The organism is Paenibacillus silvestris, assembly GCF_009882985.1.
Taxonomy (GTDB): domain Bacteria; phylum Bacillota; class Bacilli; order Paenibacillales; family NBRC-103111; genus Paenibacillus_E; species Paenibacillus_E silvestris.
Window position 1 is genome coordinate 135,685 of the sequence record NZ_WTUZ01000014.1, and the last position, 20,768, is coordinate 156,452.

General features: G+C 50.4%; 20 protein-coding genes. 7 read left to right on the plus strand and 13 right to left on the minus strand.

Annotated features, from left to right (window positions below; all coding sequences use genetic code 11):
• Positions 1 to 6: 6 nt before the first annotated feature.
• Positions 7 to 1,908 carry a 1,4-alpha-glucan branching protein GlgB gene (glgB, locus tag GQF01_RS10490; protein ID WP_235959401.1) on the minus strand — a complete coding sequence of 634 codons (1,902 nt, stop codon included), beginning with the start codon at positions 1,906 to 1,908 and terminating at the stop codon, positions 7 to 9.
• Positions 1,909 to 2,046: 138 nt separating this feature from the next.
• Positions 2,047 to 3,186, minus strand: coding sequence for a SpoIIE family protein phosphatase (locus GQF01_RS10495; protein ID WP_161406729.1), 1,140 nt, complete (start codon positions 3,184 to 3,186; stop codon positions 2,047 to 2,049).
• Positions 3,187 to 3,413: 227 nt separating this feature from the next.
• Here GQF01_RS10495 and GQF01_RS10500 point away from each other — a divergent pair, with 227 nt between their 5' ends.
• Together GQF01_RS10500 and GQF01_RS35905 are read left to right on the plus strand one after the other, a co-directional pair.
• Positions 3,414 to 3,959 (plus strand): YtxH domain-containing protein, encoded by a 546-nt coding sequence (locus tag GQF01_RS10500; protein WP_161406730.1) that lies wholly within the window; start codon positions 3,414 to 3,416, stop codon positions 3,957 to 3,959.
• Positions 3,960 to 4,000: 41 nt separating this feature from the next.
• A complete protein-coding gene (locus GQF01_RS35905) occupies positions 4,001 to 4,414 on the plus strand; it encodes a hypothetical protein (protein ID WP_202556258.1) in 414 nt (137 codons plus the stop codon).
• Between the two features lie 358 nt (positions 4,415 to 4,772).
• Here GQF01_RS35905 and fumC read toward each other — a convergent pair whose 3' ends face one another.
• Positions 4,773 to 6,158 (minus strand): class II fumarate hydratase, encoded by a 1,386-nt coding sequence (gene fumC, locus GQF01_RS10505; RefSeq protein ID WP_328803434.1) that lies wholly within the window; start codon positions 6,156 to 6,158, stop codon positions 4,773 to 4,775.
• A 207-nt stretch (positions 6,159 to 6,365) separates the two neighbouring features.
• Here fumC and GQF01_RS10510 point away from each other — a divergent pair, with 207 nt between their 5' ends.
• Positions 6,366 to 6,758: an acyl-CoA thioesterase gene (locus GQF01_RS10510; protein ID WP_161406732.1), complete on the plus strand. Its 393-nt coding sequence runs from the start codon at positions 6,366 to 6,368 to the stop codon at positions 6,756 to 6,758.
• A 12-nt stretch (positions 6,759 to 6,770) separates the two neighbouring features.
• Here the strand turns inward: GQF01_RS10510 and GQF01_RS10515 are convergent, their stop codons facing one another.
• A complete protein-coding gene (locus GQF01_RS10515) occupies positions 6,771 to 7,340 on the minus strand; it encodes a pyridoxamine 5'-phosphate oxidase family protein (protein ID WP_161406733.1) in 570 nt (189 codons plus the stop codon).
• 196 nt (positions 7,341 to 7,536) lie between these two features.
• Between GQF01_RS10515 and GQF01_RS10520 the strand changes: the two genes are divergently transcribed.
• A complete protein-coding gene (locus GQF01_RS10520; RefSeq protein ID WP_161406734.1) occupies positions 7,537 to 7,695 on the plus strand; it encodes a hypothetical protein in 159 nt (52 codons plus the stop codon).
• 173 nt (positions 7,696 to 7,868) lie between these two features.
• The gene (locus GQF01_RS10525; RefSeq protein ID WP_161406735.1) at positions 7,869 to 8,477 is read left to right on the plus strand and encodes a DUF3298 and DUF4163 domain-containing protein; all 609 of its coding nucleotides are present in this window, start codon (positions 7,869 to 7,871) and stop codon (positions 8,475 to 8,477) included.
• On the opposite strand, the gene GQF01_RS10530 is transcribed toward GQF01_RS10525, so the two are convergent.
• Together GQF01_RS10530 and GQF01_RS10535 are read right to left on the minus strand one after the other, a co-directional pair.
• Positions 8,474 to 9,490 (minus strand): TRM11 family SAM-dependent methyltransferase, encoded by a 1,017-nt coding sequence (locus GQF01_RS10530; RefSeq protein ID WP_161406736.1) that lies wholly within the window; start codon positions 9,488 to 9,490, stop codon positions 8,474 to 8,476. The genes GQF01_RS10525 and GQF01_RS10530 overlap by 4 nt on opposite strands.
• A 34-nt stretch (positions 9,491 to 9,524) precedes the next feature.
• Positions 9,525 to 10,421, minus strand: coding sequence for a LysR family transcriptional regulator (locus tag GQF01_RS10535; protein ID WP_161406737.1), 897 nt, complete (start codon positions 10,419 to 10,421; stop codon positions 9,525 to 9,527).
• A 127-nt stretch (positions 10,422 to 10,548) separates the two neighbouring features.
• Here GQF01_RS10535 and GQF01_RS10540 point away from each other — a divergent pair, with 127 nt between their 5' ends.
• Positions 10,549 to 11,619, plus strand: a complete 1,071-nt coding sequence (locus GQF01_RS10540; protein ID WP_161406738.1) for a branched-chain amino acid aminotransferase — start codon at positions 10,549 to 10,551, stop codon at positions 11,617 to 11,619.
• Positions 11,620 to 11,996: 377 nt separating this feature from the next.
• Here the strand turns inward: GQF01_RS10540 and GQF01_RS10545 are convergent, their stop codons facing one another.
• From GQF01_RS10545 to GQF01_RS10565, 5 genes are all read right to left on the minus strand, one after another.
• On the minus strand, positions 11,997 to 13,514 hold the full coding sequence (locus GQF01_RS10545; protein ID WP_161406739.1) for a malate:quinone oxidoreductase: 1,518 nt from the start codon (positions 13,512 to 13,514) through the stop codon (positions 11,997 to 11,999).
• Between the two features lie 346 nt (positions 13,515 to 13,860).
• Positions 13,861 to 14,286 (minus strand): YkvA family protein, encoded by a 426-nt coding sequence (locus GQF01_RS10550; RefSeq protein WP_161406740.1) that lies wholly within the window; start codon positions 14,284 to 14,286, stop codon positions 13,861 to 13,863.
• Between the two features lie 90 nt (positions 14,287 to 14,376).
• Positions 14,377 to 14,997: a LysE/ArgO family amino acid transporter gene (locus GQF01_RS10555; RefSeq protein ID WP_161406741.1), complete on the minus strand. Its 621-nt coding sequence runs from the start codon at positions 14,995 to 14,997 to the stop codon at positions 14,377 to 14,379.
• 3 nt (positions 14,998 to 15,000) lie between these two features.
• Positions 15,001 to 15,876 (minus strand): N-carbamoylputrescine amidase, encoded by an 876-nt coding sequence (gene aguB / locus GQF01_RS10560; RefSeq protein ID WP_161406742.1) that lies wholly within the window; start codon positions 15,874 to 15,876, stop codon positions 15,001 to 15,003.
• Positions 15,877 to 15,882: 6 nt separating this feature from the next.
• Positions 15,883 to 16,920 carry an agmatine deiminase family protein gene (locus tag GQF01_RS10565; RefSeq protein ID WP_161406743.1) on the minus strand — a complete coding sequence of 346 codons (1,038 nt, stop codon included), beginning with the start codon at positions 16,918 to 16,920 and terminating at the stop codon, positions 15,883 to 15,885.
• Between the two features lie 254 nt (positions 16,921 to 17,174).
• On the opposite strand from GQF01_RS10565, the gene GQF01_RS10570 reads away from it, so the two are divergent.
• Complete coding sequence (locus tag GQF01_RS10570; RefSeq protein ID WP_161406744.1) at positions 17,175 to 17,810, plus strand: FMN-dependent NADH-azoreductase; 636 nt, start codon at positions 17,175 to 17,177, stop codon at positions 17,808 to 17,810.
• A gap of 325 nt (positions 17,811 to 18,135) precedes the next feature.
• Here GQF01_RS10570 and GQF01_RS10575 read toward each other — a convergent pair whose 3' ends face one another.
• On the minus strand, positions 18,136 to 18,870 hold the full coding sequence (locus tag GQF01_RS10575) for a metallophosphoesterase family protein (RefSeq protein ID WP_161406857.1): 735 nt from the start codon (positions 18,868 to 18,870) through the stop codon (positions 18,136 to 18,138).
• Between the two features lie 21 nt (positions 18,871 to 18,891).
• Positions 18,892 to 20,547: a dihydroorotate dehydrogenase gene (locus GQF01_RS10580; protein ID WP_328803435.1), complete on the minus strand. Its 1,656-nt coding sequence runs from the start codon at positions 20,545 to 20,547 to the stop codon at positions 18,892 to 18,894.
• Between the last annotated feature and the right edge of the window lie 221 nt (positions 20,548 to 20,768).

Here is a 20,768-nt window from a genome sequence, read left to right on the forward strand (position 1 = left end):
ATCATCTCATCCTTCCATTTGTTTTTTTTGGAAAATGACAGCCGCCAGTGGCGGTATCGTTACCGTAATACTGTAAGGTTGGTTCTGACACGACCACTCTTCCGCAGTCTGTGCAGACTCGTTAATCACGCCCGATCCGCCGAAATCTGAGTGATCACTGTTAAATACTTCTCGGTATTGCGCAGGCTCCTTAACCCCGATACGATAACCTTCGTGAGTCTCAGGCTTGAAATTACAGACCATGATGAGCGCTTCGTCCTCCTTCCCTTTCCGCCCAAACATCACCAGTCCGTCAGTCGTATCCTCCAAATCAATCCCTTCAAACCCTTCAGGCGCATAATCCAGCTCCCATAGAGCCTTCTCCGATATGTAAAAATGATTCAATGCTTTCACAAAATGTTGAAACTGTTCATGTTCACGATCCTGCAGAACGTCCCAAGCGAGCGCCGCTTCCGAGTCCCAATCCTGCTCCTGGCCGAACTCGCTGCCCATGAATAGGAGCTTCTTGCCCGGATGCCCAATCAGATAGGCGTACAGAACACGCAGATTAGCAAATCGCTGCCAATTGTCGCTGCCCGACATTTTACCTAGCAGAGATTTATCTGGGTGAGCCATCTCATCATGCGAATAGGGGAGGATGTAATTCTCATTCCTTCGCTCCTGCAGTGACTTCGTCAACTGCGGCTCCAGTCCGCTGCGCTGCTCTTGGCTCTTCTTCATATAGTCGAGTGTGTTCCACGTAAAACTTAAGTCCCATTTGTAATTGAAACCTAATCCTCCCTGCTGGGCCGGCTCCGTTACTCCCGGGAATGAACTGGAATCCTCCGCCATCATCAAGGCGTTCGGGTATCTGGCGAATATGACGGCATTCAGCTTTTGGAGAAAAGCTATGCCTTCCAAATTTTCCTCGCCACCCTCGTCATTCGTGATGCGTTCTTCTTCGGATCTGTCGAAATTCAGCGTCAGCATACTGTACACCGCATCGACACGCAAACCGTCAATATGATAAACATCCATCCAGAACAAAGCATTGGAAATCAAAAAGCTGTGCACTTCAGGCTTCCCATAATCGAAAATATGAGTCCCCCAAGTCGGATGCTCACCTTTGCGGCTATCCGTATATTCATAAAGGGGCACGCCATCGAATCGGGATAGTCCATGAGCGTCTTTGCAAAAGTGCGCCGGGACCCAATCCATAATGACGCCGATCCCCCTCTGATGGCAGCGATCAACCAAATACATGAACTCCTGCGGCGTGCCAAAACGGCTAGTCACCGAGTAATAACCCGTCACCTGATAGCCCCAGGATTTATCCAGCGGATGCTCCATAAGCGGCATAAGCTCGATGTGAGTAAAGCCATGTTCCACGACATAGTCGACCAGCTCGTCAGCCAATTCTCCATAACTGTAAAAGCCGCCGTCCTCCTTACGCTTCCAGCTGCCCAGATGCACCTCATAGATCAGAAGCGGCTGCTGTAAAAATTGGTGCGCTGTCTTCCTTGCCAGCCAATCTTCGTCCTGCCAAGCATAACCGCCCAAGGAAGTCACAATGGAAGCGGTTCCCGGTCTAAGTTCCGAAGAAAACGCATAAGGGTCTGATTTCAAATAACAATCATCGTTTGACGTAATGATTTCGTATTTGTATAAAGTACCTTCCTTCAATTCGGGGATAAAAAGCGTCCACACACCGTCTGACACCGACATCGCGTGATTTCGGCCATCCCACCCGTTAAAGCTGCCCGATACGTTCACTTGCTTCGCATTGGGCGCCCAAACAGCAAAATGGACACCTCCCACAGCATCCCTTTCTTCCAAATGAGAGCCCAGAAACCGGTAACTTTGATACTGCGTACCCTCATGAAACAGATATAAAGCGTCCGAACTGGGTGACGATGTCATCGTTGTCATCCATTTTCCTCCCCGCCATCGAATAATTGCCTACCTCTTAATACCCCCATTCCCGCCTATTGAAACAAAAAATGCACAAGTTGCCCATTATTTGGGACGAACTTGTGCATGTATCCATTTTTTATAAATAAGTGCCACTTACGAAATGCTGATCATGACCAGGCACATGTCGTCCTGTGGAGCCCCGCTTTTGTCATGCGGGTAGATGCGCTCCACCAGCCCCTCTGGATCGTGTGCGCTGCCAGAAAACTGCAGTCCTTGCTGTATTTTCGCGATACCATCCTGCTCCTCATCATCCAGCCATTCCGATAGACCGTCTGTGAATAGAACAATACGCGCTTCTTTCTCATAACGAATGACGCCTTTCGTCACTTCGATTCCCTCAAAAAAACCAATGGCGCAGCAGCCTTCCGTCAACAGCTTCACCTCGCCGTCGAGCATCGCAATGCCAGCCGGATGTCCCGCATTCACATACTCAATCGTCCGCTCTTCCGTATCCAGCACCATGTAGATCGCCGTGAAATAATAATTGATCAAACTGTCCGATTGATGCAGCTGATTCATCCGTCCGTTCAGCCCCTGCATTACGCCCTCTGGATCGCAAATATGCGTAATGGTATCCTTCAATGCCGAGTAAATATACATACATACTAAAGAAGACGAAATACCGTGCCCCATCATATCCAGCAAAATAACCCCATAGCGGTTCGGTCCAATCGGATACCACGCGTAGAAGTCCCCCGCCAATTCCGACGATGGCTTGTAGACCGCAGAGATTCGGATACCATCCTCCTCTATGGGGCTGCTGAGCACGCTGCGCTGTACTTGCTTCGCCAGATCCAGCTCATATTTAATCCGCTTATCCCGCTCTTTATGCCAGTCCTTCTCATATTTCAAACGGAGTGTCGAACGGATCCGGGCAAGCAGCTCCACCTTATTAATCGGCTTCATCACATAATCAAGCGCCCCTGCATCCAAGGCCTCAGCGAGCTTATTGGAATCCCCCATCGCCGTTACGAAAATAATCGGAATATCCCGCAGCCTCTCATCCGCTTGAATCGTGCGGCAGGCCTCTACGCCATCGATTTCCGGCATCATCATATCCATTAGAATGAGATCTACCGGCACCTCCGCTGGACTGGGTGAATGCATATCTAATAACTGATACAGCTCTTTGGCCGAGGATACCATTTGGAGATCAGTGTATCCGGCTTTAAGCAGAATTTTTTCGATAATTAGTAAATTTGTCGCGTTATCGTCCACAATGACAATACCCATCGTCATAACCCCTTTCGGGTAAAAGTTAACTGGAACCCTCACCTAGTTTACCATAATTTTAAAAAGAAGCTGCTTCTATATGTACTACCCGCGTACAGAAATTTCAATCATTATCAACAGACGTCCACCCGTTAAAAATAACCTTCCCTGTTTCAAAACGACGCAATAGGGTTACAACCTAGTATAAGGCATGACCCACTATACCCCAATCGAAGGAGAGATGACTTATGAGTGAAACAGTCGAAACAAACAGAAGCGGACTATTGTTAGGCCTAGTAATCGGTGGTGCGGTAGGCGCTGTAGCCTCATTGTTATTAGCCCCGAAAAAGGGAGCAGAGCTGCGAGACAATCTCACAACAACCTATCGAAATTTATATGATAAAGCAAATGAATTCGCCGCAGCCCTAGGACAAAAGACAAAGGAAATGGCAGCCAAAACCGGTGACAAAACCGAAGAGATGGCGGAAAAGATGAGCGATAAAGCACAGGACTTGGCCGAAATGGCCGGCGATAAGGCGCAGGAGTTTGGTGAGAGAGCTAGGGATCTTGGTGAGAAGGCTAGGGACATTGGAGAAAAAGCTGGTGAGAGAACGCGGGACTTTGCTGAGAAAGCAAGGGACATCAGTGAACAAGCTGGTGAGAAGGCTAGGGACATTGGCGAGAAGGCTGGTGAGAGAACGCGGGACTTTGCTGAGAAAGCGAGCTCTAAGGTGCAAGAGGTTGCCCAGCCTTTGCAGTCGACGAAACCGGAGTACTCAAGTAATAGACACTAAAACTCAAATCGTTAGTCACCTTTTGAAAGGAGTTGTTTGAAATGGATAAAGGCATGCTGCATCGACAGCTAACCGATCTCGGTTTAGAACGTGTGAAATATACGGAGAAGGCCGTCTATCAATACAATATTTATAGTGAGGCTACAGCAGCCTCCTATCCGCTTACCTTGGTAATGCTCACCTCCGAGCTTGGAAATACCACCGTGCACTTCCATGAGGCTGACTTTCCGGACCATAAATTCGTACCGCTGGAAGTCCGGCGGGCCGCCCTGGACAAGCTAATTGAATTAGAGCGGCTGTGCAACGGTCCCTCGGGTAAAACCTTGGAGGAAGCCAACAACAGCTCCATGGCCCAGGATTTGGAAGAGATCAAGAAGCTCGGCAATGAGATGAAACACATGAAGACCAACAGCGAGCTGATCGAGAAGAATCTGGTCCCGGATCCGATTCAATAAAAAAAAGGTTGGGCAGGAGATTCGTCCTGTCCAACCTTTTTGCGTATAGAGCGGGACTCCATCTCCCCGAGTGGGAACTGGAATCCCCTATTTCGGGGGAATTCGGCCTATTTCCGCTAGTTGGGGAACTAGAGGGGCTTATTTGCCCCTTGTGCCGCCTATTTGCCCCAATTTCGGGTGATTAGCGGATTGTAGTTCCCCTCCACTCGCGAGCAGACTGCTTTGGGCGGGAATAGCGGAACGTAGTTCCCTGGATGACCACGTTTGGGATAACCTGCCACGTGTTAGCACCCAACCTCGCATAGGATCACCGCGAGACTGGTCTGCTGCGTGCGGAGCGAAGCCCCGCACGCAAGCGTCACGCCTTCGGCTGCACCATGTCCTCCGGCCGCACGTAAGTGTCAAATTGCTCCGCCGTCAAGTAGCCGCTGCGCACCGCTGACTCCTTCAACGTCAGCCCTTCCTTGTGGGCTTGCTTCGCAATGCTGGCCGCTTTCTCATACCCGATATACGGGTTGAGCGCGGTAACCAGCATGAGCGACTGCTCGAGATTGCGCTGAATTACCTCGCGATTCGGCTCCATCCCCACGAGACAGTTATCGTTGAACGAGCGCATGCTATCCGCCAGCAGCCGCACGGACTGCAGGAAGTTGTGGATAATCACGGGCTTGAACACGTTCAGCTCGAAATTGCCCTGGCTGGCGGCGAAGCCGATGGCCGCATCGTTGCCCATCACCTGGCACACGACCATCGTCATCGCTTCGCTCTGGGTCGGGTTGACCTTGCCCGGCATAATCGAAGAGCCGGGCTCGTTCTCTGGGATCGTGATTTCACCGATCCCGCAGCGGGGACCGCTCGATAGCCACCGCACATCGTTGGCTATCTTCATGAGGTTCGCCGCGAGGGCCTTCAGCGCGCCGTGAGCGTACACGATCTGATCATGGCTGGTCAGCGCATGAAACTTGTTCGCGGCCGAGACGAAGCGCGTGCGCGTCTCGCGCGAGAGCTCTTCGGCGACCTTAGCGCCGAACTCCGGATGCGCGTTCAGCCCGGTGCCTACCGCGGTGCCGCCAATGGCCAGCTCGCGCATCGTATCCACGCTGCTGCGCACCATGCGCGCGCTCTGCTCCAGCATCGCCCACCAGCCGCTGATCTCCTGCCCCAGCGTCAGCGGGGTTGCGTCCTGCAGGTGGGTGCGGCCGATTTTGACGATGGAGGCATAGGCCTCCATCTTGCTGTGCAGCGTAGCCTGCAAATGCTCGATCGCAGGCAGAAGCTCTTCCTCCACCGCGAGAACGCCGGCAACGTGCATCGCGGTAGGGAACGTATCGTTCGAGCTCTGCGAACGATTCACGTCATCATTGGGATGGATACGCACCCCATTCCCAAGAATGTCGCTGCCGCGATGCGCAATCACCTCGTTGACGTTCATATTCGACTGCGTCCCGCTGCCAGTCTGCCAGACAACGAGCGGGAACTCGCCGCTCAAGCGGCCCTGCACGATTTCGTCCGCCGCTTGCGAGATCGCCTTCGCCTTCTCCGGCGTTAACCCGCCAAGCTCATAGTTGACAACGGCAGCCGCCTTTTTCAACAAGGCAAAAGCCCCGATTAACCGCTCCGGCATCCGCTCGGTTCCAATCTTAAAGTTCTCAAAACTACGCTGTGTCTGAGCCCCCCACAACTTATCCACAGGTACCTTGATTTCTCCCATAGTATCTTTTTCAATCCGAAATCGCTGCTCCACCCAAACTTCCTCCTTTGTAGGCGCTGACCGCCAATACCTTCTGTTAACCAGCCAATAGCTAGCATTAAACACATGAAGCATAGTTTACCCAAATGATGGAACGCTATGAGCCATAAACTGGTTTTCTCCCTTGCAATCGAGCTATAATTAAGGATAACTAATAACAACATGTGCCCTGGACAGGGGTAGATAAAGGAGCTTTTACGCATGGAATCCAGACTTGATATCATCGTCCGCTCAACGGAAATCGATGTGAACGGCCACGTTAACAATGCCAAATACTTGGAGTACCTGGAATGGGGACGTGAAGAATGGTACGAGCTTTCCCAGCTGTCCTACGAGACCTTTGGCTCGATGGGCATTCAAACCGTTACCGTGAACATCAACATTAATTACAAAAAAGAATGCAAGCAAGGTGAACATCTCACCATTACCTGCCGCCCGGATAAAATGGGACGCTCCAGCTACGTGCTGAAGCAGGAAATTTATAACGAGCATGGGGACCTATGCGCAGATGCTCTGGTAACCAGCGTCACAATGGATAGCTCGACACGCAAAAGCGTGGAAGCACCCGAAGCGCTGCGGAAACATTTTACGTGATTAACTATTCCGTTAAAGGCTCTTTGTGGATAACTTTTCCCCCAGTGGTGTCGGCATGCCGTCCATGGTGATCATGTTTTTCTCCTGCCAATAGGCCAGCAGACCTTCCTCGCCTTTATTAACAGCCCATTTCTGCAGCGTATTACGCTCTCCTTCATAATTATAAAAAGGTACGCTGAAACCGCAGGAGGTCTTGACCTCATGGACTTGAACCGTGATGATCTGCCTTGCGCCAGGCAACATCGTGAATAGGGGAGCTAACGCCTCCCACTCCGGGGTTTCCGGCAGAATGACGCGCCCTTGCCCGTATAAGCGCAAAATCATCGGTGGCCCTTCGAACGCCGTGAACATCACCGTAATCCGTCCGTTCTCTTCGAGATGCGCACTCGTTTCGTTCCCGCTCCCGGTTAAATCCAAATAGGCCACTTCATTCGCATTCAGAATGCGCAAAACGTCATGGCCTTTCGGTGATAAATTCACATGCCCTTCCCCTGACAGCGGGGCCGATCCTACGAAAAAGATGTGCTGCTTTGCAATAAATGCCTCATGCTCTGGCAGTATGGCCTCAAATGATTTCCCCATTGCGCTTTCCACCTTTCCATTTTCTTCTATTATGCTCTTCCTTACTCTATTTGTGAAATAGATTTCTTAGACATGCTTTATAGTTATTACCTATGGAGCCGAGGGATACCTTTTAAAAAAACTTGGAAATATTTTGTATAATTCAGAGAACTTGGAGACATACTTAGCTAGTAGAAAAATGAGGAGGTGAGTGTTCATGTCAACGAACAATCAAAACGATGTGGTAAGTCATGCCATCAATGCGGCCCAGGCCAATGCGGAAGACAGCGAGGCGCAGCAGCAGGTGGAAGAGCTAAGCTCAATGCTGCAAAGCTCAACGGCCGATGCCAATGAGGATACGTCCTCTGAAGAGTAGTACAACGCTATTTTTACATGAGACATAAAAGAGCTTTCCCGACAGGTCCATTTTGACCTAGGGAGAGCTCTTTTTATCTATAACAGGACCAGATTCTCTACCTCTGCCCCCATGAACCAAACGCCCATCCGCGGAATAAATTGTAGCAAAAACGTTAGGGATGGATGTTAAACATGGACGGATTAGATCACCCCGTAGGGATACAAACCTATCAACTGGTTCGCGACAAATTAAAATTGTTATACCCTGCCGTCATTCATCACACGCCTTCCACGGCGGAGTACGCTATGAACGTAGCGATTGTTAATGCCGTTAACAAACAGCTTCGCGACCAAGGCTACCCCAAGAATCCGATGACTGATGTTACCGCCTATTATGAACTGAAAAATAATCAGCGGGGCGTGCTCAGCCTGACCTTATGGAATTACGCGTTCTCTGGCGGGGCGCATGGCCTCACGATTCAGAACGCTTTAACTTTCAATACAGAAACCGGTAAAGCTTACGCACTAAAAGATCTATTTAAACCAGGCAGCGATTATGTCGGCAAACTAAGTGAAATCATTCTAGCTGAAATTAAACTGCGGGATATTCCGCTGCTGGTTGATTTTAAAGAAATCCGGCCGGATCAGGATTTTTATATTGCTGATAAGTCGCTCGTTATCTATTTTCAAGTCTACGAGCTGGCAGCTTATGTGTACGGTTTTCTTTATTTTCCTATTTCTGTGTATGCCATTCAAGACATCATTGCCGAAGATGGTCCGCTGGGTAAAATGTTCAGTTAAACGCAGACGATAATTTGTCGGCTGAACTTTCCTTTGTTGACTGCGCAGCGCTCCGCAATGTGGAAGCCTGCCTGCTCGAGGAGCGGATCGATCTGCTCCGTCGTAATAATGACTGCACGCTGTGCCAAGCGGCGAGCGGACTGCAGCATTTCCAGCTGCTCGTCCTCCGGCAGCTTCGAGCATAGGTTGTACGGCATGTCGAGAATCAGCGCGTCATAGCGGCTCTGTGTGCTGCCAGCGAGGGCTGGAGCGGCAGTGTTGGCGGCAGCGGTAGTAGCTGCAGCGACAGAGGCATGGACTGGGAGGGCTGCTGGCAGGCCCAGCGTCCGCATGTCTCCAAGCGTGACCACGTTCGGCATGCCGAAGTGGGCCAGATTCACCCGCGCGCCGCGCACCGCCAGCGGGTTCATGTCATTGCCGACGATGTCGATGCCCATCGACATCGCTTCCACCAGCACCGTGCCGATGCCGCAGCACGGGTCCATGGCCCGCGTGCCCTCGGTGACGGGCACGGCGATGTTCACCACCGCCCGCGCTACGCGCGTGCTCAGGGCGGTGGAATAGTTCTGCGGCTTCTGCTGATGCCGAAGCCAGACGGCTTCGCCGTAGGAGCAGTTGCCGAATAACCAGCGGTTTCCCAGCTGCGTCACGGCGAACCACTGCTCCGGATTCCGCATCTCGGCTTTGCCTCCGAGATGCTGGCCTAGTTCGCGTGCGATATCCCGCCGCCGGTTAGTGCCAACCGGCGTGTCCGTCTCCGCGAACACAACCTTGAACGTTGACCCGCTTACGGCCAACGTCTGGACCTGCGAGACCAGTTCCGGCAGACTGCCGGCCTCGCACGCAACGTCCAGCCGCAGCTTCAGGAATGGGCTGCGGCTCGGTTCCACCCTGCGCGGGCTGATCGCGTAGCCCGCGCCGAGCACGGTACCTGCGCCCAGTAAGGTACGCAGCTCTAACTGACATAGCGCCTGCTCGTCTTCGTGGCAGGCGTAAGTATAGATATGTTCCATAAATAGGTATCCCTCTTTTAAGTGTGACTCTATTTCAAGCGCTGAAGTCTTTGCTTTCGCTTAGGAATTGCTGTGTGACCTGCTTCATGAAGGTTTTGGTCGTCTGGCACAAGAACATGTCCTTGCGATAAACGATGCCAACGTCCTTTTGTGGTACAGGGTTCATAATCGGAATGCAGCGGATCTCGCTGCTCTGAATGCTTGCCACGTAGGAACCGGGCAAAACCGCACCGCACACATTATTTTTAGCCATTTGCAGTAAAGATTCGAGCGTGGACAACTCCAACACTGGCTTACATAGCAGATCTGCTTGCTCGCAGCATGCCTCTATCATGTACCGGACGTAAAATTTCTTGGGCAGCATAGCTACTGGCAGCTGAACAAGGTCCTCTAGCTGAATCGACTTGGCGCCAGATAACGGATGATCCTTGGAGACGACTAGCAGTAGTTTTTCGTTATACAAGGGAATCTGAACAAGCTGCTCATTCTCTTCCGGCAAAAAAACAACGCCTAAGTCCAGCTGATTATTCAGCAAGCCTTCTATCGTTTCTTCGGTGGCCAGTTCGGCTACCGACAGCTCTATTTTCGGATACTCCGCATGAAAAGCCATAATCGTAGCCGTCAGCAGATGATTACCGGAGCAGCCAACCCGCAGCCTTCCCCGCTGCATGCCTTGGATCTCATTGAAAGCAGCCTGTGCTTGGTCCAGCTCATGGAAAATATTCCGGCTATGTTTAAGCAGAATCTCTCCTGCTTCTGTCACGTAAACCTTTTTGCCGATACGCTGAAAAAGAGGTGAACCAATCCGCTGCTCTAGGACGCGAATTTGCTGACTTAACGTCGGCTGGCTAATCCCCAGCTTCTCGGCGGCTTTCGTGAAATGCAATTCTTCACAAACGGCCAGAAAGTATGCCAACAACCGATAATCCATCTCATAGGCCCCCGTTCATAGCGATTAACTATGATCGTAATTGAAATTTCACAATTGATCAATGATTGTTATTTTTCTATAGTATAGAATAACGGTTAAGATCGTAAACGAAAGGTGGTTACTTGCCATGTATGGACAAATTCGATTTGAACGCAATCCGCACCTCAAAACAAAACCAGGCATCCAGGATGACTTAGGCTTTGGGCGTATCTTTACTGACCATATGCTTGTGCTGGACTACGAGGAAGGACAAGGTTGGCATGATCCGCGGATCATTCCTTATGCTCCGCTGTCTTATGACCCTGCCGCGATGATTTTTCATTATGGGCAAGCTGTTTTTGAAGGGTTAAAAGCATTTCGGACCGAAAGCGGCGAGATCCAGATTTTCCGCCCCGACCAGAATGCCAAACGACTTAACCGTTCGAGTGAACGGCTTAATATGCCTCCGATTGATGAGACATTCATCGTAAATGCTATTCAGGAGCTCGTTCGTGTTGATGCTGACTGGGTGCCAAGCAAACAGGGCGCTTCTCTCTATATTCGTCCCTTCGTAATTGCTACAGAAGCCGGTCTAGGTGTCCGCCCTTCTTCGCGCTACTCCTTCGTTGTCATTATGTCGCCTGTTGGCGCTTACTATGAGGAGGGGCTTCAGCCCGTCAAAATCCTCGTAGAGAGCCATTATGCAAGAGCCGTTCACGGCGGTACCGGCGGTGCCAAAGCTGCTGGCAACTACGCAGCCAGCTTGAAGGCGCAAGTGCTTGCTAAGGAGCATGACTGCGCTCAAGTGCTATGGCTGGACGCTATCGATAAGAAAAGCCTAGAGGAAGTCGGCAGCATGAACGTCTTTTTCAAAATTGGCGGGGAAGTTATCACGCCAAGCCTCAGCGGCTCCATCTTGGAGGGCATCACCCGCAAAAGCATCATCCACTTGCTAAGCGATTGGGGCATCCCCGTCACGGAGCGGAGAATCTCCATCGACGAAATCGTGCAAGCGTATGAGAACGGCACGCTGGAAGAAGCCTTCGGCACCGGCACAGCCGCTGTTGTCTCGCCTATTGGCAGCCTGCTGTGGCAGGACACTCCAATGGTCATTAACAATGGCGAGATCGGGGAGCTTGTGCACAAGCTTTACGACACGATCACAGGCATCCAGTATGGCCGTATCGCAGATAAGCACGGCTGGATGGTAACTTGCTAAACATACCAAGCATATTGAAGAACCTTTCCTTCCACGCAGGTGGCTTGAAAGGTTCTTTTTTTTCGTCCCCATTTGAAGGTGAACACGTTGCGAGCTTGTGGGCTACCGAATGAATCGTTTCCCTGAAATTAACGCCGATTACTCCTGCTATTGCATTCCTCGGGCCGGGCCAGCGCAGATTAACGGTAGATTTTCCTGTTATTGCAACTGCATGGCATCGTATCAGATCACCCCATAGGAACAGGGCTACCAAATGAACCGACTCCTTGCAATTAAAGCCGATTCCCTCTGCTATTTCCCACATCTTGCGTCAATTAATGACCTGTATCAAGAAAAACAAAATAAGGGTCAAGCCTCTGCTTAACCCTTAAGTCACTTTATGATACGGTGCGGCTAGCTACCTTTAACGGCAAGTTCTCAACTAGACCAAGCGCCCGTGCTGTTGAAGAATCAATTTGTTTGATCAGCTCAGGATTTTTCAGAAGGGATACGCCGAAAGAAGGAATCATCTCTTTGATTTTCGGTTCCCACGCTTTTGCGTGTTGCGGGAAGCACTTTTTGATTAAGTTAAGCATAACTGAAACCGCCGTAGATGCCCCTGGAGAAGCGCCTAGCAAAGCTGCGATTGAACCGTCAGCGGCACTAACCAGCTCTGTACCAAATTGAAGCGTTCCTTTGCCAGCAGCCGTATCTTTGATAACCTGCACGCGCTGCCCAGCAACCACCAAATCCCAATCCTCGCTTTTGGCATTCGGCACAAACTCACGCAAAGCCTCCATACGCTGTTCTTTGGATAACATAACTTCCTTGATCAGGTATTTGGTTAATGACATGTTTTTGCTGCCTGCCGCTAGCATCGTTACGAGGTTATCCGTTTTTACGGAAGTGATTAAGTCAAACATGGAGCCGGTTTTCAAGAACTTCGGTGAGAAGCCAGCGAACGGTCCAAAGAACAATGACTTTTTCTTATCGATAAATCTCGTGTCCAAATGCGGAACCGACATCGGAGGAGCACCCACTGGTGCTTTGCCGTATACTTTTGCAAAATGCTGATCTACGATTTCCGGTTTCTGACACACCATAAATATGCCGCTTACCGGGAATCCGCCGATCCCTCTTCCTTCAGGGATACCGGATTTCTGCAGCAAATGCAAACTTCCTCCACCTGCGCCGATGAAGACAAATTTCGCCGTATGGTGATCGACGTTACCGTTATCGAGATTACGGACTTTCAACTCCCACGAACCATCGTTCGTACGTTTCATATCATCCACGCTATGTTTGAACTTGATATCGACGTTTTGACTCTTTAGGTGAGTAAACAAGTTGCGCGTTAATGCGCCAAAGTTCACATCAGTGCCCGATTCGATTCTTGTTGCTGCGATAGGTTCATTCAATTCCCGATCTTTCATAATAAGTGGAATCCATTCCGCTAGTTTAGACGGGTCATCGGAAAATTCCATTCCTTGGAACAATGGATTGCTTGTCAGTGCTTCAAAGCGTTTTTTCAAAAATGCTACATTTTGCGCCCCTTGTACTAGACTCATATGAGGCAGTGGAGCGATAAAGTCTTGCGGATTGCGGATCAAATTACTATTGACCAAGTAAGACCAGAACTGTTTGGAAACCTGAAACTCTTCATTCGTTTTGATAGCTTTGCTAATATCTATGGATCCGTCCGCTTGTTCGACGGTGTAGTTAAGCTCACATAATGAAGAATGTCCCGTTCCCGCGTTATTCCATTCGTTAGAGCTTTCCTCTCCAGCGCTTGCGAGTTTCTCAATCACTGTAATTTTCCATTCCGGCACTAACTCTTTCAACAGTGACCCCAAGGTCGCACTCATGATTCCGGCACCAATTAAGATAACATCTGTTTCAATTTGTCTGTTGCTCATTTTAACCGTCCTTATACCCTAAGATTTGCAGAAAGGATGTAGGCGTTCTTGGTTAGACGCTACAGCAAGCCAGGGAGCAAGCTAGTCACACATCTTTTCTGGATCAAAACTAACCCATTTTTATAAAATATTTATTTAACTATTATATGATAGTTATAAGCCATACGACAAGAAGTAAGGCAAAGAAGCCTTGCAGGATAATCCTTACAGCCTGCGAATATACTTCCACGAAAGCTATTTCAATGACATTTACGCCTATCTTTACTTAGTATTTTGATCCAATTTATCGTATTTAACCCCGCAGTAGTAAACTGCGGGGCGAATTCTGTTACAGCGACGTGAACTCTCAGTGCTGCTCAGGTGCCTCTTTCTTTTCCTGATCAGCTACGATTTTCCCGTCAATATCGATAATATCCTTGGACTTCACAGCTTCATCTCCGAAAAAGTCCCTCAGTTTACTCTTTGCTTTGAACTTCACGTCGTCATCGATGTTCTTCGCGACAACAGCGAGAGCTAATCCAAGCGCGCTCAAATCATCGACATAGCCAACAATCGGCAGCAAATCCGGGATAAGATCCAGCGGCAGGATGAGATAGCCCAGTGTCCCGTAGATTTGTACTTTAGCTTTGAGCGGTGTTCTTGGACTTTCTACCGCATAGTACAGCAACAAACCGCTGTAGACTGCTTTGCTTCCTACCTTTTTCGCGCCTTTTTTCAGTTTGGACCAGAAATCTTCCGGATTAAAATACTTTTGATATTTAGAAGCGTCCATTTCGTGATCACTCCATTCTTATGGCCACTATTATACCACAACGCTAGCAATGAGCTAAATCGCGTCCTCTCACACCTGCAATATAAAAGGCTACTCCCCTAGGAGCAGCCCGATGATGGCCACAAGGCCAAATATAGTTAAAGTGACACCCGATATCCGGTTAATCCAGCGATACACAGAAATAGGCATGCGATCGCGAAACATCCCAATCACGAAGCTAAGCGCTAACCACCATAAGGCGGAACCAGCGAATACGCCAATCACCAGAGCGATGGCCGCAGCCATGCCGGTTTGTGCGCCACCCATGCCTAAACCAGCAAAAGCGCCGAGGAAAGACATAATGGTCATCGGATTGGTGATCGTGAGCATGAGGGTCGACGCATACGATTTGAGCAGCGTATCACCTGAAGCTTTGGCCGCTTCTGTAGCAGGCCGAGAACGAAAGGTTTGCGCGCCCAAATAGATCAGGAATAAACCGCCTACCGCTTGCAGCAGCACCTTTTGATCAAGGAGAAAGCTCGTGACAAGTGTCAGACCGAATCCGGCGATAAACCCGTAGAAAGCATCTGCTGTTGCTGCCCCCAGACCGGACAAAAAGCCATGCAAACGGCCCAATGTGATTGTTCTTCGAATGCACAAAATACCAATAGGTCCTACCGGCGCTGCGATCGAGAGCCCAAGTAAAATACCTTTCAACAATGGAATCAGCATTACTTACAGCACCTGATCTCCATCGTAGGTAGTAATTTTTTTGTAAAGATCCGGACGACGGTCGCGGAAAATGCCCCACTCGATCCGTTGAATTTCTAACTGATCCAGGTCGAATTCAGCGACAAGCACTGTCTCTTCCGTGCGGCCTGCCTCCTCGATCATGTTGCCTTGCGGGCCAGCAATGAAAGATGATCCATAGAAGTCGATGCTGGAATCCTCATCCACTTCTTTACCAATGCGATTCGAAGCAATAACCGGCATCAAGTTCGATGCGGCGTGTCCGCGCATGCACATTTGCCAGTGATCTTTCGAATCAATGGAGCCGTCCTGCGGTTCAGAGCCGATTGCCGTTGGGTAGAACAGCAGCTCTGCCCCCATCAAAGCCATCACTCTCGCTGCTTCCGGGTACCATTGATCCCAACAAACGCCTACGCCTATTTTGGCGTAACGGGTTTTCCACACTTTGAATCCAGTATCGCCAGGATTGAAGTAGAACTTCTCTTCATACCCCGGACCGTCCGGAATATGACTCTTGCGGTAAGTGCCGAGCACTTGACCATCGGCATCAATCACAGCTAGCGAATTGTAGCGTGCATAATTCTTTTTCTCATAAAAAGAAATCGGCAGCACTACCTCAAGCTCTTTGGCAATCTCACGGAAATAATTGATTGCTTTATTATTCTCCAATTCGGTCGCGTAAATGTAATAATCCGATTTTTCTTTTTGGCAGAAATACGGCGTCTCGAACAGCTCTTGAATCAAAATAATTTGCGCGCCTTTTGCAGCAGCTTCGCGAACTAAAACCTCCGCTTTGCGAATGTTTTCATCTATGTTTGTCGTGCAACTCATTTGCGTTGCCGCTACTTTTACGTTTCTCACAATGGATCACCCTTTCTTACTTGCAGGCATTTGTTGCGTTGTGCAGTGGACGTTTCCGCCTTCTTTGATAATCGACATACCGTTGATTTTGCGAATTCTGCGATCCGGGAACGCCGCGCTCAGCACTTCTTCTGCTTTGCGATCCGTCTCCGCTGCTGTCCCGCCGAACACTGGCAAAATGATACCGCCATTTACAAAATAAAAGTTCAAATAGCTTAGCGTTAAACGCTGCTCTTCAAAAAATGTGAGGGGTGGCTGTTCGATTTGGATAATCTCGAAGGAACGGCCTTTGGCATCTGTCGCATTGCGCAGAATCTCTAGATTTTCCTGTGTGATGGCATAATTGGCATCGGAAGGGTCATTGCATACTTGCAAAATAACTTTACCTGGAGCAGCGAAGCAGGCGATGTTATCGACATGACCGTCCGTTTCATCTCCGTCAAGTCCCTTGTTCAGCCAGATGATTTTCTCAACATTCACGAAGTCCTTAACAAGCTCTTCAATCGCCTCACGACTGAGTTCCGGGTTACGGTTCGTATTAAGCAAGCATTCTTCTGTCGTCAAAAGCGTGCCTTCTCCATCGACATGAATGGAGCCGCCTTCCATCACTAACGGAGCGTCAAAACGCTTCACGCCATGATGCTCCAGAATTTGTGGAGCCACGTTATCATCCAGGTCCCAAGGCGCATATTTGCCGCCCCAAGCATTGAATTTCCAATTCACCGCGGCAATCTCTTGCTGTTCATTCAACAAAAAGGTAGGACCATTGTCGCGGAACCAGGCATCATTATGTTCAATCACTAGGAAATCAACATTAGGCTCAGTAAACATCGCCTTAACCCGCTCTGCATCAGCAGGATTGACAATAATGGTCACAGCCTCGAACTCAGCAATAGCTTTCGCCAAATCCGCATAGCCCTTCGTTACAACAGCGTGATCTTCCGGGTACACCATAGAAGCTTGGACAGGCCACGAAATAAATGTGCGTTCATGTGTTGTCCACTCTGCGGGCATTTTATAGAGTAAATCCTTAGGTTTCGTCATTTCATCCATCTCACTTTATATGAATTTATTGGGTTGATCCTGATTAATACGAATTTGAGGCCAAAAAGCACCGTCTTTCATCATATAACAAAAGGGGCTTCCACTCAATGTATAGAGGTTTACAATTTTAGAATGTCATGCTAACCATCCCTATGCAAATTCCATCCATAATTAGCTTCGTATAGTTTACTACCCGTTAATGAACATTAAAAAGGCTTGAAAAGCGCACAACACCTTAAGGAGGATGACCGACTTTGGCAACTATTTTACACATTACCGCACACCCTCATGATCATCAGGCTTCCTACAGTATGGCTGTAGGTAAAGCCTTTATCGACGCTTATCGGGAAGCGAATCCTAACGACGAAGTGGTCCCAATCGACTTATACAAAATCTCGGTACCGCACATTGACGCCGACGTGTTCAGCGGATGGGGCAAGCTAAGGAGCGGCCAGGAATTCAATTCGCTAAGCAAAGACGAACAAGCCAAGGTGGCTCGACTCGGTGAATTAACCGACCAATTTGTTGCCGCGGATAAATACGTTTTTGTAACTCCGATGTGGAACTTTTCCTTTCCTCCTATTATGAAAGCCTACCTCGACTCGTTGTGTACAGCAGGTAAAACCTTCAAATACACAGAAAGCGGTCCTGTCGGCCTATTGCCTGGCAAAAAGGCGCTGCATATCCAAGCCCGAGGCGGCGTGTATTCGGAAGGCCCGGCAGCTGCTATGGAGATGGGCCATCGTTATATTGGCATCATTATGTCTTTCTTCGGAATTACCGACTTCCAAGGGATTTTCATAGAGGGACAAGCTCAGTTCCCTGATAAAGCGGAGCAAATTAAAGAAGATGCGATTGCTAAGGCCAAGGATTTGGCGAAGAGTTTCTAAAGACACACAAAAAAGAGTCTGTTCCTGAAGCAGCTAATCGCAGCACTTCTGGAACACACTCTAGTTAGGGGCTAAGCGGCTTGTATGTGCTTAGCTCCTTTATTTCGTTGAGGCCAGCGCAGAGCGGGCATTGCCGCTGTTTTTCAGGGCTGTAACGTTGAAAAACAACGTGACAGTGCATGCCTGCGGCGGCTGTGGCCGCTTTAACGATGTATAACATCGTTATAGTCAGCGCAGAGCGGGCAACGCCGCCCTTTTTCAGGCTGTAACGTTGAAAAACAACGTTACAGTAGTCCCTGCGGATGTTGTAGGACAGAGACATCGTTTACGGTTTTTTGCGTCCCCGGTATTGCCCTGTTCGCAGCTCCAGAATGTAAGCATCGGCATCCAGCATCTGCTCATCCTTCGCATGCTGCACAGCCAGCTCGATATCGTACGGAACCCTCACATGCTGCAGATTAAACGTACCAGGCTGCTTGCTATGATAATGCCCTTCCAACAGGACATAAGAAGCCTGCGTCATATCCAGCGGGTTGCCTACGCTGCCGGTATTGAACAGCATCCGTCCCTTGAGAATTTGCAAAAAAGCATTGTGAACATCGGCGTAGCCTGCCACATCCGCTTCCCTGGGATCTCCGCAAGCCTCTGAGGATTCGAACATCGACATACGGCTCTCCATAGAATCCCAAGGCTGGATACGTTCGTAGACGCTCCTCGGTGAAGCGTGGAACAATCTCACGAACTTACCACTCATCCAAAATTCATAGGAAAAAGGCAGCTCTTTTAAATACGTCGTTCGTTCTTTCCCTAACCGTTCCTGCTGCCAAAGTAAAATCGGGTCCGTCACCTTGTTTCCAATGAAATCATCCCAATTTCCTTTGATCACCACATCACAGGTTTCCCGTACACGATCCACGACCTGTTTGGAATGCGGCCCTTTGCCGACGAGATCGCCGAGACAAATGATTTGTGTCACATTCCTTTCCTGAATATCGTGCATGACCGCTTCATATGCAGGCATATTGCCATGGATATCTGAAATAAGGGCTAGTTTCTCCATCAAGCCGCACCTGCCTTTAGGTTAAAATGGTTCCTCCGCTTGTCTTGCTGATACTGGCAATTCCGCCCCTTTACCTGCCCTCCGAACCAGATATGGGTACATCAGGTATAGGCCAAATCCATACAGCAGCACAGCTATGTAAACAGGAAGCAAATGAATGAAATCTGTATATCCAATATGAAAATGGACCAGTAACCCCGCTGTAAAACCTGGTATTCCACCCCATAGAAATGTCCACCACAGCCAGCTTTCGCCTTGGTTCACTCCCCAGAGAGCCGAACCTGCAATCGCTACAGCCAATGAAAATAATGCGCCCCCAAAACCTGCCCTGTCATGCGCAATAAGCGGAATAAGATGCTCATTCCAATCTGCAAGCATCTGAGCGGTTACACCGAGATACGCTAAATCGGTCGGCACGAACACTTGGGTGATCCCGACGAAAGCAATGATCAGCCCGCCAATCCCCAGACCAAATCCAAGCACGACAAAGCAGCATTGCCCCCACTGGGCTCTGCGCCAGACCGCGTCATTGCGTAAGCCCGGCGGCTTTCGCGAAGGGTAATCTTTCAATCCGCGCAAAGTGAGAAGCAGCATGGGAAGCAGCACAGCGGCCGCGATAGCATGCAGTGGATCGAAATAGCCGTAGCCGAGATACAGGAAAAAGCTGCTGAACCCTACTGTACATGAGGCAAGGAGAGCAGTGCGGGCCCAGTGCAAGCCAAACCGCAGACCATGTGTAGCTAGTTGGTAATAAAAAATGCCCAGCGAGATCATCGTCCCCGCCAAGGTAATACGGTCATGGGACATGAAATGTATAATATGCCCATTAAATCGATTTATGACACTTCGGCTCACGCCAAGGAAGGTTTCATCATAGGGCAAAAGCACGCTGGTTGAGGCGATCAGCCAAGCCAGCACACCGCCGATCATCATGGCAATGCCGAGAAGGCTCATCCAGCCCCAATTCGCCCAAAACGACGGCGGCTCCGGCTCCTCTGTTTCACGAATGCGCTCATATAGAATCGCTTCGTTCATTCGCTTGGGCAGCCCTGGCCCCGCGTAGACAAGCCCGCTGTGCAGCTGCACGCTATTCGCGCCTGCGGCCAGCAGCTCTAGCGCATCCTGCGGCTGGCTGGCAGCGCCAGCCGCAACGATCGTGGCCGCCCCAGCTGCGCGGAGCCGGCGAACCAGGCTCAGCTGTGCGCTGAGGACAACACCGCCGCCTACGCGGATGCGGTGGCTGCCCTCCTCGCGCAGCGCTTCGCCGACGACGACCCCGCTCCAGCTCGCCAGCTGGGCGGTTAGTTCCCGCAGCATCCCTTCGGGCAGCTGCGGCGGCACGTACAGCAGCGCAGGCTTACCCGCTGCTGCTGCCAGCTGGCGTACCTCCGTGAGGTACGCCCAAGCTTCATCCGGTGGCCAGCCTTCGGCGAGGCCATCGATGTAGAAGCCCGCCGCGCACGGCGCCAGCTTCTCCAGCAGCTCCTGCTGCTGCAGCAGCGCTTCGCGCGGCGTGCTGCCCGGCATCGCTCGCAGCCGCACGAAGTGCGGCAGGCGATGCCCCGTGCCCTTGCGCAGCCGCTCGGCGAGCGCATCTGCGCCAGCGTTGGCATAGCCATTGGGGTACACGATGGCTTCCTGCGCCGGCACGCACTCGATAGGCGCGTCGCAGCGCACCTCGCGCACTGTGACGGGGCCGAGCTCGATGAAGCCGATCCCGAGCTGGGCGAACGCTTTGTGCGCGGTGCCCTCTGGATCGAGCGCTCCGCTCAAGCCGATGGGGCACGAAATAGGCACGCCCGCAATGTCGTCTTGCAGCAGGGTCGACTGCTCGAAATGTCCCATCGTTTTGATAACGAAGGTACCACCCGGCATGCGGCTTAGACCGCCCATTGTCT

Coding starts and splice junctions, on each gene's coding strand:
- GQF01_RS10495 (WP_161406729.1), bottom strand. CDS start 3,186: ATGGGTATTGTCATTGTGGACGATAACGCGACAAATTTACTAATTATC.
- GQF01_RS10515 (WP_161406733.1), bottom strand. CDS start 7,340: ATGGGGAAATCATTTGAGGCCATACTGCCAGAGCATGAGGCATTTATT.
- glgB (WP_235959401.1), bottom strand. CDS start 1,908: ATGACAACGATGACATCGTCACCCAGTTCGGACGCTTTATATCTGTTT.
- GQF01_RS10545 (WP_161406739.1), bottom strand. CDS start 13,514: ATGAGCAACAGACAAATTGAAACAGATGTTATCTTAATTGGTGCCGGA.
- GQF01_RS10500 (WP_161406730.1), top strand. CDS start 3,414: ATGAGTGAAACAGTCGAAACAAACAGAAGCGGACTATTGTTAGGCCTA.
- GQF01_RS10550 (WP_161406740.1), bottom strand. CDS start 14,286: ATGGACGCTTCTAAATATCAAAAGTATTTTAATCCGGAAGATTTCTGG.
- GQF01_RS10565 (WP_161406743.1), bottom strand. CDS start 16,920: ATGACGAAACCTAAGGATTTACTCTATAAAATGCCCGCAGAGTGGACA.
- GQF01_RS10530 (WP_161406736.1), bottom strand. CDS start 9,490: ATGGAACATATCTATACTTACGCCTGCCACGAAGACGAGCAGGCGCTA.
- GQF01_RS10555 (WP_161406741.1), bottom strand. CDS start 14,997: ATGCTGATTCCATTGTTGAAAGGTATTTTACTTGGGCTCTCGATCGCA.
- GQF01_RS35905 (WP_202556258.1), top strand. CDS start 4,001: ATGGATAAAGGCATGCTGCATCGACAGCTAACCGATCTCGGTTTAGAA.
- GQF01_RS10535 (WP_161406737.1), bottom strand. CDS start 10,421: ATGGATTATCGGTTGTTGGCATACTTTCTGGCCGTTTGTGAAGAATTG.
- GQF01_RS10540 (WP_161406738.1), top strand. CDS start 10,549: ATGTATGGACAAATTCGATTTGAACGCAATCCGCACCTCAAAACAAAA.
- GQF01_RS10575 (WP_161406857.1), bottom strand. CDS start 18,870: ATGGAGAAACTAGCCCTTATTTCAGATATCCATGGCAATATGCCTGCA.
- GQF01_RS10525 (WP_161406735.1), top strand. CDS start 7,869: ATGGACGGATTAGATCACCCCGTAGGGATACAAACCTATCAACTGGTT.
- GQF01_RS10510 (WP_161406732.1), top strand. CDS start 6,366: ATGGAATCCAGACTTGATATCATCGTCCGCTCAACGGAAATCGATGTG.
- GQF01_RS10520 (WP_161406734.1), top strand. CDS start 7,537: ATGTCAACGAACAATCAAAACGATGTGGTAAGTCATGCCATCAATGCG.